General features: G+C 32.9%; 12 protein-coding genes. 7 read left to right on the forward strand and 5 right to left on the reverse strand.

Annotated elements, in window-relative coordinates:
* Nucleotides 1–113 precede the first annotated feature (113 nt).
* The 6 genes from J3495_RS16610 to J3495_RS16635 all read left to right on the forward strand — a co-directional run bounded on the left by J3495_RS16610 (nt 114) and on the right by J3495_RS16635 (nt 7,356).
* Nucleotides 114–1,748, forward strand: coding sequence for a hypothetical protein (locus J3495_RS16610; RefSeq protein WP_210667710.1), 1,635 nt, complete (start codon nt 114–116; stop codon nt 1,746–1,748).
* Entirely contained in the window at nt 1,748–2,749 is a 1,002-nt protein-coding gene (locus tag J3495_RS16615) for a vWA domain-containing protein (protein WP_210667713.1), read from the forward strand. Before J3495_RS16610 ends, J3495_RS16615 begins: the two co-directional genes overlap by 1 nt.
* A gap of 90 nt (nt 2,750–2,839) precedes the next feature.
* A complete protein-coding gene (locus J3495_RS16620; RefSeq protein ID WP_210667715.1) occupies nt 2,840–3,871 on the forward strand; it encodes a VWA domain-containing protein in 1,032 nt (343 codons plus the stop codon).
* 43 nt (nt 3,872–3,914) lie between these two features.
* Nucleotides 3,915–4,682 carry a tetratricopeptide repeat protein gene (locus J3495_RS16625; RefSeq protein ID WP_210667717.1) on the forward strand — a complete coding sequence of 256 codons (768 nt, stop codon included), beginning with the start codon at nt 3,915–3,917 and terminating at the stop codon, nt 4,680–4,682.
* A 122-nt stretch (nt 4,683–4,804) separates the two neighbouring features.
* A complete protein-coding gene (locus tag J3495_RS16630) occupies nt 4,805–6,550 on the forward strand; it encodes a BatD family protein (protein WP_210667719.1) in 1,746 nt (581 codons plus the stop codon).
* Between the two features lie 59 nt (nt 6,551–6,609).
* Nucleotides 6,610–7,356 (forward strand): tetratricopeptide repeat protein, encoded by a 747-nt coding sequence (locus J3495_RS16635; protein ID WP_210667721.1) that lies wholly within the window; start codon nt 6,610–6,612, stop codon nt 7,354–7,356.
* Between the two features lie 2 nt (nt 7,357–7,358).
* Here the strand turns inward: J3495_RS16635 and J3495_RS16640 are convergent, their stop codons facing one another.
* The 3 genes from J3495_RS16640 to J3495_RS16650 form a co-directional block, all read right to left on the reverse strand.
* Nucleotides 7,359–7,634, reverse strand: a complete 276-nt coding sequence (locus J3495_RS16640) for a hypothetical protein (protein ID WP_210667723.1) — start codon at nt 7,632–7,634, stop codon at nt 7,359–7,361.
* A gap of 211 nt (nt 7,635–7,845) precedes the next feature.
* The gene (locus tag J3495_RS16645) at nt 7,846–8,685 is read right to left on the reverse strand and encodes a TlpA family protein disulfide reductase (protein WP_210667725.1); all 840 of its coding nucleotides are present in this window, start codon (nt 8,683–8,685) and stop codon (nt 7,846–7,848) included.
* Nucleotides 8,686–8,806: 121 nt separating this feature from the next.
* Complete coding sequence (locus tag J3495_RS16650; RefSeq protein ID WP_210667727.1) at nt 8,807–9,541, reverse strand: bacteriocin fulvocin C-related protein; 735 nt, start codon at nt 9,539–9,541, stop codon at nt 8,807–8,809.
* A gap of 125 nt (nt 9,542–9,666) precedes the next feature.
* On the opposite strand from J3495_RS16650, the gene J3495_RS16655 reads away from it, so the two are divergent.
* Nucleotides 9,667–10,014, forward strand: coding sequence for a helix-turn-helix domain-containing protein (locus tag J3495_RS16655; RefSeq protein WP_210667729.1), 348 nt, complete (start codon nt 9,667–9,669; stop codon nt 10,012–10,014).
* Between the two features lie 2 nt (nt 10,015–10,016).
* Here J3495_RS16655 and J3495_RS16660 read toward each other — a convergent pair whose 3' ends face one another.
* Nucleotides 10,017–10,586 (reverse strand): 5-formyltetrahydrofolate cyclo-ligase, encoded by a 570-nt coding sequence (locus J3495_RS16660; RefSeq protein ID WP_210667731.1) that lies wholly within the window; start codon nt 10,584–10,586, stop codon nt 10,017–10,019.
* A complete protein-coding gene (locus tag J3495_RS16665; protein ID WP_210667733.1) occupies nt 10,573–11,553 on the reverse strand; it encodes a succinylglutamate desuccinylase/aspartoacylase family protein in 981 nt (326 codons plus the stop codon). Before J3495_RS16665 ends, J3495_RS16660 begins: the two co-directional genes overlap by 14 nt.
* Nucleotides 11,554–11,595: the final 42 nt, after the last annotated feature.

The raw sequence follows: 11,595 nt of genomic DNA on the forward strand, positions 1-11,595 counted from the left end.
TGCAGATTTTAGAATTTAGATTTCTGCTGAAAATTATACAAAATAAAATCCGCTTAAATCTGCGTGCCTTATTAAGCATTCATTTTAGAATAAAATCTGAAATAAAAAATCAAATGAAATTAAAGCTTTACATATTTTTATTACTGCTTTCAACCGCTGTTTTTTCGCAACAAAAACAAGTAGAAACCAGCATTGATACTACAAAGAATAAAATTGGAGCCGAATTTAAGCTAACCCTTAAAACGGTTGTGAGTTCTAAATCGAAAGTTGTATTTCCTCAACTGAAAAACATCGGTGCTCTTGAAGTAATTGAGTCCTACCCGATTGACACTCTCAAAAAGAATGACCAGTACGAGCTTATCAAAAAATATGGCTTAACGCAATTTGATTCTGGAAAATATACGATTCCAAGTATCAAAATCTTAATCGATAAAGCGCCTTTTTTAACAGACTCTTTAGCTGTTGAAGTCACCAATGTAAAACTAGATACTTTACAGCAAAAAATGTATGAAATCAAAGACATTACTGTTGTAGACAATGGTTTGGGAGACTGGTGGAAATATGTTTTGGGCATTTTGATTATTTTAGGAATTGGTGCTTTTGTGTATTGGTACATCAAAAAACGCCAGCAGAAAAAAATTGAAGAAGAAGTATATAAAACACCTATCGAAAAAGCGACAAGTTTACTAAACAGCCTTGAGAAAAAAGAACTTTGGCAAAAAGGTGAAATAAAAGAATATTACAGTGAATTGACTGATATTGCGAGAAATTATATCGAAGAAGCCATCCAGATTCCAGCCATGGAAAGCACTACTTCTGAGTTGATTCAGGGTCTTAAAACTGCTTCAACCAAGAAAAAAATGAGTTTGAGTACGGAAACGGTAGAAAATCTGGAGCGTGTTTTACGTCAGGCCGATTTGGTAAAATTTGCAAAATCTAAACCTTTAGAATTTGAAATTACCGAAGATCGCAACAAAATTCAGAAAGCAATTTTAACGCTTGACAATGCAATTCCAACCGAAATACCTGTTGAAGAAGAAGATTTGTTACTGAATGAAGCGCAAAAACAAAAACAGATTCAACTTCAATTAAAAAGAAAAAGAAACAAACGTATTATTACTGCAACTGCAACTGTAGTGTTTTTGGTTACTGCCACAACAACTTACTTTATTGTTACCAAAGGTTTCAATTTTGTAAAAGATAATGTAATAGGTCATCCAACGAAAGAATTATTAGAAAGTGACTGGGTAAAAAGCGAGTACGGAAACCCCGGCGTTTTGGTTGAAACTCCAAAAGTTTTAAAAAGAATTGACCTTACTAAAACACTTCCAAAAGAAGGATTGGCATTGGTAAAAGAAATGCAGACTTTTGGTTATGGAAGTCTTATAGATAATTTTTCGATAATGGTTTCTACATTAAAATACAAGCAGGAAACCCAAATAGATTTAGCAAAATCTCTCGAAGTTACACTCAAAACAATTGAAGCGCAAGGTGCCAGAAATATGATTGTAAAGCAAGAAGACTTTCAGACCAACGAAGGAATTACGGGAATAAAAGGATACGGAACCTTTAGCAATATTGACAAAAACAGCAAATCAAGTACTAAAATGTATTACGAAATTTTGCTTTTTACTCAAGACGGCGGCTTGCAGCAGATCGCTATTTTTCACCAAGAAGGTGATACTTACGGCAACGAAATTGCAGAGCGTATTTTAAATTCGGTTGAACTTAAAAAAGCAAGTAACTAATGGGAAAGATCACTTTTTTAAATCCAGCGTTTTTCTGGTTGTTTTTATTGATTCCAGTTGTAATTGCTTGGTTCTTCTGGAAACGCAATCAACAGTCGGCAACCTTAAAAATGAGTTCGATACAAGGTTTTAAAGGTTCGGAATCATTATTAACCAAACTAAAACCTTCTTTATACGTTTTCAGAATTATTGCGTTATGTTCGTTGATCATTGCGTTGGCAAGACCCAGAACGGTTGACATTAGCAATCAGACCAAAACGACAAAAGGAGTTGATATTGTCATGGCCATTGACGTTTCGGGAAGTATGCTGGCAAAAGATTTAAAACCCAATCGTATGGAAGCTCTAAAAAGAGTTGCCGCAGATTTTGTTGAAGAAAGACCCAACGACAGAATCGGATTGGTGTTGTACGCTTCTGAGGCTTACACAAAAACGCCCGTAACGAGTGACAAAGCGATTATATTGCAAGCCATAAAAGACATCAAATATGATAATGTTTTGCAGGACGGAACCGGAATCGGAATGGGACTTGCGACCGCAGTTAACCGATTAAAAAACAGCAAGGCAAAAAGCAGAGTAATTATTTTACTAACGGATGGTGTAAACAATGCCGGTTTTATAGAGCCCGAAACAGCTGCAGACATCGCGAAACAATACGGTATAAAAGTATATACAGTAGGAATCGGAACCAACGGAATGGCTGAATTTCCGTATGCGTATGCACCAAATGGAGGCTTTTTATTTAAAATGCAAAAAGTAGAAATCGACGAGCAATTGATGAAAAGCATTGCCAGAAAAACAGACGGAAAATATTTTAGAGCTACCAGCAATGATAAATTGGCCGAAATCTACAACTCAATTAATAAACTGGAAACCACAGAAATCGAGGAACTAAAATTCTACGATTACGACGAAAAATACAGACCTTTTGTCTTACTGGCAGTATTTTTATTATTGTTGGAAGTTGGATTACGAAATACAGTTTACAGAAGCTTTATTTAAAGCCCCCTAACCCCCGAAAGGGGAATTTAAAAATAAAAAATAATTTTAGAAAAAATCTAAAATCTACATTCAGAAATCTGAAATTAAAAGATGGAATTAGACGAAAAAAAATATTTATACCTACTTGTATTACTCCCAATTCTGGTGTGTATTTTCTTTTTTAATTTGTATTGGAAAAGAAAAAAACAACGCGAATTTGGTGATTTGGAAATGGTAAAAAAACTAAGCCCTGAGCGCTCTACTTTTAAACCGGTTTTAAAATTAGTGGTAGTACTTTTGGCCTTAACATGTTTGATTATTGGTTTGGTAAATCCGAAAATCGGTACTAAAATGGAAACCGTTAAACGCGAAGGAATTGATATTGTTTTTGCCGTTGACGTTTCTAAAAGTATGTTGGCCGAAGATGTAGCACCAAGTCGACTGGAAAAAAGCAAACAATTGGTCTCTCAAATCATTAATCAATTAGGAAATGACCGTATAGGTATTGTGGCTTATGCCGGAAGCGCATTCCCCGTTTTACCGATTACAACCGATTACAGCGTAGCCAAAATGTTCCTGCAAAGTATGAGTCCGGATATGGTTTCATCGCAAGGGACTTCGCTTGACGAAGCCATCCAATTGTCGTCAAAATATTTTGATGAAAAAAGCAAAACAAGCAAGTTACTGATTTTGATATCAGACGGAGAAGACCACTCTGATGGCGCTTTGGCTGCTGCAGAAGAAGCAACCAAACTTGGAATGAAAATTATTACCATTGGTGTTGGTACCGAAAAAGGAGGGACAATCCCGCTCAAAGAAAATGGTGTCATCAAAGGCTATCAAAAAGATCAAAATGGCGAAACTGTTATTACTAAACTTAATCAGGAAAGCTTAAAAACGATTTCAAAAACGACCAAAGGTTATGTTTATGGCGGAAACACAAAAGAGGTTTTAGAATACATAAAAAATGCTTTAAATAACATCCAGAAAACAGAATTTGAAGCGACGCAAATGGCAGACTTTCAATCGCAGTTTCAGTGGTTTCTGAGCTTTGCTTTCTTGCTGTTGTTTTTGGATATTTTTCTATTAGAAAGAAAAACAAATTGGATTAATGAATTGAATTTGTTTAATGAAAAGAAATAATGGTTCGGATAAAAATTCGAAGCAAAAAATTAAAAAAATTAGAATGAAAAATTTACTTCTTTATATTTTATTAACGTTTTCTTTGACGGTTTGGGCTCAGGAGAAAGACAAAACATTGCCGGATGCCAATGAAGAATATAAGCAGAATAAATTTGTTGATGCCGAGGCTAATTATAGAATTTCGCAATCAAAATTTCCAAAGAAAAGTATTTCTTCTTATAATTTAGGAAATAGCATTTACAAACAAAACCAAGTTTCTGAGGCTAAATTTGCTTACGCGAAAGCCATAAAAAATGCCAAAACGAAAACCGACAAACACAAAGCTTTTCATAATCTTGGAAATGTTTTTATGAAAGAGAAGGATTACACACAAGCTGTTGAAGCCTATAAACAAGCATTGCGCAATGATCCTACAGACGATGAAACGCGTTATAATTATGCTTATGCCAAGCAAAAACTAAAAGAGAATCCGCCTAAAAACGATAAAAACAAGGATAAAAATAAGGACAAGGACAAAGATAAGAAAGACGACAAAAAAGACGGCGACAAAAAAGACAAGAAGGACGGAAAAGACGATCAGAAGAAAGACGACAAAGGAGATAAAGACAAGGACAAAAAAGACGGAAAAGGAGATCCAAAAAAAGATGATCCGTCTAATAATGGCGAACCAAAACCAATGCCTGGAGGGATTTCAAAAGAGCGTGTTCAGAATTTATTAGACGCTGTAAACAATGAAGAAAAGAAAATTCAAGATAAAGTAAACGCACAAAAAGTAAAAGGAACTCCTAGAAAAACAGAAAAAGACTGGTAAGGATTTTGGGTAAATCGTTTATTCTTTAAATTGTTAATTCTACTCAACAATTAAAACGTTAAAAAAACGATTAAACAAATTAACCATTAAACGATTAAATATTAAAAACGATTAAACATTAAATGAAAAGATATTTAATTTTATTACTGTTCACTTTTCAAGGGCTTATGGCCCAAGTTCAATTTGAAGCCAGAGTAAGTAAAAACACACTTGGTGTTAATGAGAGATTTCGCATTGACTTTATGATGAATGTCGATGGCGACAATTTTGAGCAACCTACATTTGAAGGATTTAGAGTTGTTGCGGGCCCAAGTCAGCAAATAAGTCAGTCCTGGGTGAATGGCAGAAGCTCTTTTCAAAAAATATATTCGTATATATTGCAGCCTACTCAAAAAGGTAATTTTGTAGTCAAACAAGCGTCTATTGAGTACAACGGGCAGGTTTATAAAACCGCTCCTGTAAAAATAAAAGTAACCAATGCCGTTGCTCCCGAAAATGATCCTGAAAACAGACAGCAACAACAAGGTGGCCCGGAAGCGACCATAAATCTGGTTGCCGAAATTTCTAAAACTACTCCATATCTAAATGAACCGATTACCGTTGTTTATAAATTATATTTTAATAATATCAATGTAACAGGTTTTAAAGAGCTTGGAAAACCAAAATACAATGATTTTTGGAATCAAAATATAGAAATCAAACAATTGCAGGTAGAAGAAGGCAGTTTTAAGGGAGAAAGATGCTATTTTGTTGTTCTTAAAAAAACTATTCTATATCCTCAAAAATCAGGACGATTAACCATTGAGCCATTATCACTTGATATTGGAGTACAATATCCGAGCAATCGCCGAGATATGTTTGGCCAAATGATTCTTACCGATGGAAACAAAATCGTTTCGGCTGGAGCCAAAACCATTAGCGTAAAAGCACTTCCGGAAACAGGCAAACCAGCCGGTTTTACAGGAGCTGTTGGTAAATTTGATTTTAAAGTTACCCCTTCTAAAACAACTTTGAAAAACGGAGAAAGCCTTGACTTAATCGTAAGTGCAAGCGGGACTGGAAATACAAAATTGTTTACATTACCAAAACCAGTTGTGCCTAATGCATTAGAAATGTACGATCCTGTTCATGACGAAAAGGTAACGACTTCTCTGGCTGGAATGAGCGGAAAAATTTCGGATAAGTATACTATTGTTCCGCAATACAAAGGGAAATACGCTATAAAACCAATGGAATTCTCTTATTTTGATTTGAATTCGAGCACTTACAAAAAGATAACTTCCCCAGAAATAATGGTAGATGTTTTGGATGGCCCTGTTTTGGCAGAAGCCAATCAGACCTCGAAAAATATTAGTACAGCGGTCGAACAATTCAAATATACCCGACCAAAAACGGTCTTAGTGAGCATGTCCAAAAATGATTTTTATGGTTCAAAAATGTATTATACATTATTTTTTTTACCGTTTATCATTATACCCATTATTATCATAGCAAAAAAGAGAAAAGAAGCGATAGACAGCGATATTACTGGCAAACGAATTAAGATGAATAACAAACTAGCCAAAAAATACCTTTCTGAAGCCAAAAAACATCTTAATAACAAAGAACCATTTTATATCGCCTTGGAGAAAGCAATGCATAATTTCCTGAAAGCCAAATTGCATATTGAAACTTCAGAAATGAGCAAAGACAATATTCAGGAATTGTTATTGTCACGCAATGCAAATCCGGAAGCGGTGCAAAGTTTTATTACACTGACAGAAAATTGCGAATTTGCCCGCTATGCTCCGGCATCAAGTGCTTCGATTCAGCAGGATTATGAGAAAGCAATTTTGATTATTTCAGAATTAGAAAAACAAATTGTTTAGATTAAGAAGTAGTTTTAACAGGTTTAAAAAACAGTTTAAAGCGCTAAAACAGCATTAAAATGAAAAATATAATTTATCTCTTTTTATTCATTTCACAAGTTTTCTTTGCTCAAAGCAATTTCGAAAAAGGAACTGCTTTGTACCAAAAAGGGCTGTATAAAGAAGCCGCACAGGCGTATGAAAGCGTCGTTGCAGAAGACAAACTACAATCGGCAGAGTTGTATTTTTACTTAGGGAATTGTTATTACAAACTAAACAAAGTGGCACCTTCGATTTATAATTACGAGAAAGCTTTGGTTTTAAAACCAAATGATCCCGAAACTTTGAACAATTTAAAATTTGCCAAAAAACTGACCATTGACGAAATCAAAGAGATTCCAAAAGTAGGTTTCTCAAAACTTATTCAAAATTTTACTTCAATATTTGATTACAATACCTGGGCGATTATTGCTGTTAGCCTTTCATTTGCTTTTTTGTTAAGCTTTATTGGGTATTATTTTTCAGAACTTTCGCTTTCAAAAAGATTATTTTTTATCGGAATGTTTGTACTGTTGTTTGCTTTACTACTGAGCGTGGCAGCAGGAATGTCTGAAAGAAATAACTTTGAAAATGACAGACCAGCAATTGTTTTTGCTGAAATGACCGAAGTGCGCAGCGAACCTCAAAAGAAAGGTTCGGCAGTTATTTTATTGCACGAAGGCGCAAAAGTCTATGTGCAAGAAACATTAGGGAACTGGAAAAGAATTGAACTAACGGACGGAACAGAAGGCTGGATTGATACTATGGCGATTCGGGAAGTAAAATAATTTTATCCTTTAATTGCAAACCACAAAACCAGCAATATAGCAATGGTAACGGTAAGATTAAGCAAAGAAAACCAGAAATTGTTGGTCTGATTCAATTTATCTCTTTTTCTGGATTTTATTAGGTCAGCTGCGATCTTTGCTATCGCAAATGGCAAAACGATGAAAAGAAGATACTTTTTGTACTCATGCGGAAAAATAGCGCCGATAAGGACGACTAACAATAAAAAAATCATTGGAGTAAAAAACTTTTTGATGACCAGACTATTTTTCAAATTCATATTTTTTTTCTTTTAAAAACACTAAGGTATGGTAAATCTATCCGCTAACTATCGTTTGTTTAAAAATTTTAAATTTAACTAATGTCAACTATTTTTCATTAACTATTCTTGTTTAAAAAACTATAAACACTATTGAAAAAAGAATAAACTTCTAAAAGGTATAAAGCTTCTCGGGCGTTACACAATAATCTAATTTAAAAAAAGAAAATAATCATTCCTTTAAAAGTTTTTCAATTTCACTCTCTGTATTATAGATTACTGTTTTGTCTTCGATAAATGTACCGTCATAACGAATCTGTCCATTTTTTAAAATTAATAAATGTGGGAAAGAATATATATTTAAACTATCCTTGATTTCTTTAGAAGATTTCGCATATAGCTTAGGGAATTTATAGCCAATACTATCTAATATTTTAGTTGTCTTTACAAAGTCATCATTTTTTAAAGGAACATTCACAGTGTAAATTTCAACTTTAGGATTGTTTTTATATTTTTCAAATGTTTTTTCTAAGTATGGAAATTTAGCAAAACAAATTGCACAACTTGTTGACCAAAAATCAAGTACAATAATCTTATCTTTTTCTAGATTAACTTTTTTATTATTTTCATCTATGATAGTCACATTTGGTAATAATTTATTGACTACCGCATTTCTATTTTGTAAAAAACTAAAAATATTAGGAAATAGAATATAACCCACACTATAGAATAATGCAATAGAGAATAGTACAATTATAATTTTTCTATATTTAAAATATAAGTATGCTAAACAACTACTTATGGGTATAAAAAAAAGATATAAAATAGTTCTCGAATATTCACTATAACCTATAGAAATAAACAAAAGAATAGATAGAAAGGGGACAATTAGCAAACCTATATATTTAAAATACTCCTCTTTATCTACTTTTTTAAAAATGAATAAAGAAATCATAAATACGGATGACAATGTAAAAATCAGCATCAAAGAATGGTCACCATAAGTTATAGTTCCAAAAATCGTGTAGAGTAAAATAATCACAATAGACAAAAAAAATTGTTTTAATTTCATAACAACTAATTATTTTTTAATATTCCAGCAATAAATCATTAAAACAATATTTAGAAATCATGTTTTACTATTAAAATATGATTTCTAAATATTGATAACTACTTCTCTTGTAAACCCTTTTTTATGGCTTAATACCTAATGAATCTTTTGGAAACGTAGGTAAGGCAGGTGTAGGTTCTGTTAAATCAAACACTCGACCTGTACATGGAAAAGCCCACATAAAGCCACAACCTGATGTTGTCTCTTCACAATTTGTTGTATAACCTCCAACTGTACTATCACAAGTCCAACTACAATTACACTTTTTTTTCTTACTCGTTTTAGTACTTGATCTATCAGCTTCCATAGTCCTGTTGCTAATAACAGTTCTGAAAGTATTTATTATTTCATTAGATATTTTTTCGTCATCATGAAATCTACCCTCGTATTTATAATCTTCTAATTCAGCAAACATTCTAATAAAATCTTGTTTTGGCGTAATTTTGGCTAATTGTATCGCTAATTCTGGTATTTTATTAGGTTTATCATCTGCCATATTTACCAATTCAACTTTAAGTTGTTTTAAAATTGCTACATGTTCATCTGGTAATTTTTGAGTAAGTAACTGATTAATTTTATCATTCCAGAGAGCATATTTATTTTTAGTTTCTAATTCATAGAAATTGTTTTTAACTTCATCGAAATTTTTCCCTTCAAGAAAATCTTTTCTCAAATTAGAATCAATCGAAGTCTCTTTAAATCTCTCGTCAGAAGTACTTGAACACGCAACAAAAATTGTCCCTACTATAAACAACAACACACATAATAATAAATATAGTTTTAAATTTTTAACACAACGAATTCCAACATTTTTCATAAAGTAAAGTTTTAAAATATTAATAATTGATGTAAAAATATTAACAATACTTTTCTTTATCTATTTTTATCGTAAGAAATTTCAGTAAATATTTGCTATTTTTGAACATTAAAATAATAAAATTTATGAGCATAGGAACAAAAATTAGAAAACTAAGGTATCAAAATAACAAGATGAGTCAAGAAGAACTAGCATACAAAGTGGGTATTGCACAAACTTCTATATCTAATATTGAAGCTGATAAAAATATTCCTGATTTTTTATTAATGGAGAAAATCTGCAACCTTTTTGGTGTTAACCTAAATTATTTTTTAGAGAATAATGAGAACTATACTTTCTCACAAAATGATAATAATAATACAATGATTGGAAAAATAGAAAACTTAGGCAATACTGTTCCAGAAGGAATTTTAGAGAATATTATCCGAAGAATTACAAATTTGGAAAAAACATTATCAAAACCGTCTGAATAAAATTAAAACTGATAGATTTTCCAGGGCGTTACACAATAATCTAATTGTATATCCAATTCAAAAATATCTTCTATTTTAGTTTCTGCTTTAAAAAAAGAAAGACCAATTTTTATGGTTTCGGGTTTACATTCGGATAAAAATTTATCATAAAAACCTTTTCCGTAGCCTACTCTATTTCCTAAGAGATCAAAAGCCAAAAGCGGTACAAAAACTACTTCTATAGTTTCTGACGGAACAGGCAAACCATTTATTGGCTCAGGTATGCTATACTCATTTTTCTTTATTTTAGTATTATCTGTCAATAAAAAATGAGTCATTTTTCGGGTTTCAAAATCACTTTTCGAGATTACAATTTCCTTATCTTTTCCGGAAAGCAAATGCAAAATATATTCGGTATCGACTTCTTTTTGTTCTTCGATAGGCAAAAAAACATGAAAATATGTTTTCTCCCAAATAGGCAATTGCAGCACCTGATTGGCTATTGCAAGGCTCAGTTCTTCGACTTGATCGGGAGTAAGATTCTTGCGAAGGTTTTTGTAATAGAGACGCAGCTCTTTTTTACTCGTTGGCATTGGTTGCAGTGGTATAAGACATGTGATAAATAGCGTCGCCTTCGTAGACAATAGGCGAATGATTGGCATTGATAATAAAACCGTCGTGAGGGGCTTTTACTTTTCGCTCAAATTTACCAAACGGATCTGTAATCGTGGCGAGAATAGTTCCTTTTTGAACATATTTTGCAATAAAACCATAATCATGAAGCAAGCCAGAACATTTGGCACGCAACCAAACTGAATTTTTTATATAAATAGTGGCCGTTTCTATAGGATCTACCATTTGATTGGCATCTAACATATTCAAATGAGCGAGCAGACGTTTGGCTCCTTTCACTCCTTCATTAGCGACCTCATTATTGATGTCTATTGATTTTCCTCCTTCAAAAAGAAGCATTTTTACATTTGCTTTTTCGCAGGTATTCCTGAAGGAGCCCGAAATGTTTTTTGAATACAAGGTAAACGGCGCATTAAAAACATCGGCCAAAAGTTTTAAGTCGGGATTATTTTCTGAAATTCGAATTTGTGGCGCATTAAAACGGCTTGCTCCACCCGCATGAAAATCGATCGCATAGTCAATAATCGGCAAAACTTCTTCGACGATATGATAAGCAAATCTGCTGGCCAAAGAACCTTTTTTACTTCCGGGAAAAACACGATTTAAATCTCGGCCATCAGGAAACTCGCGAGATTTATTGACAAAACCATACATATTAATGACCGGAATACAAATAATAGTGCCTCTCGAAGGTCTGTTTATTTTTTTGCTAATGATCTGACGCACGATTTCGACACCATTTATTTCATCACCATGAATACCTGCTGAAAATAAAACTACTGGACCATCAATCTTAGAACGCCGAACAATCACTGGAATATTAAGCTTTGTAGTGGTATGCAAACGAGCAATTTCGACATTTATCGTCCTGTTTTCTCCGGGTAAAATAGACTCCCCAAAAATGAGCATGGTTTTACTATCTTTCATAAGCAGATACTATTTGTATGGTATTGAAACATGAAATTTGCA

Source organism: Flavobacterium geliluteum, from assembly GCF_017948595.1.
In the GTDB taxonomy this organism is placed as follows: domain Bacteria; phylum Bacteroidota; class Bacteroidia; order Flavobacteriales; family Flavobacteriaceae; genus Flavobacterium; species Flavobacterium flavipigmentatum.

What these genes read in the sequence shown, in the direction of transcription:
- J3495_RS16650 (WP_210667727.1), bottom strand. Translation starts at nt 9,541, where the DNA reads ATGAAAAATGTTGGAATTCGTTGTGTTAAAAATTTAAAACTATATTTA.
- J3495_RS16630 (WP_210667719.1), top strand. Translation starts at nt 4,805, where the DNA reads ATGAAAAGATATTTAATTTTATTACTGTTCACTTTTCAAGGGCTTATG.
- J3495_RS16645 (WP_210667725.1), bottom strand. Translation starts at nt 8,685, where the DNA reads ATGAAATTAAAACAATTTTTTTTGTCTATTGTGATTATTTTACTCTAC.
- J3495_RS16665 (WP_210667733.1), bottom strand. Translation starts at nt 11,553, where the DNA reads ATGAAAGATAGTAAAACCATGCTCATTTTTGGGGAGTCTATTTTACCC.
- J3495_RS16610 (WP_210667710.1), top strand. Translation starts at nt 114, where the DNA reads ATGAAATTAAAGCTTTACATATTTTTATTACTGCTTTCAACCGCTGTT.
- J3495_RS16620 (WP_210667715.1), top strand. Translation starts at nt 2,840, where the DNA reads ATGGAATTAGACGAAAAAAAATATTTATACCTACTTGTATTACTCCCA.
- J3495_RS16655 (WP_210667729.1), top strand. Translation starts at nt 9,667, where the DNA reads ATGAGCATAGGAACAAAAATTAGAAAACTAAGGTATCAAAATAACAAG.
- J3495_RS16635 (WP_210667721.1), top strand. Translation starts at nt 6,610, where the DNA reads ATGAAAAATATAATTTATCTCTTTTTATTCATTTCACAAGTTTTCTTT.
- J3495_RS16640 (WP_210667723.1), bottom strand. Translation starts at nt 7,634, where the DNA reads ATGAATTTGAAAAATAGTCTGGTCATCAAAAAGTTTTTTACTCCAATG.
- J3495_RS16660 (WP_210667731.1), bottom strand. Translation starts at nt 10,586, where the DNA reads ATGCCAACGAGTAAAAAAGAGCTGCGTCTCTATTACAAAAACCTTCGC.
- J3495_RS16625 (WP_210667717.1), top strand. Translation starts at nt 3,915, where the DNA reads ATGAAAAATTTACTTCTTTATATTTTATTAACGTTTTCTTTGACGGTT.
- J3495_RS16615 (WP_210667713.1), top strand. Translation starts at nt 1,748, where the DNA reads ATGGGAAAGATCACTTTTTTAAATCCAGCGTTTTTCTGGTTGTTTTTA.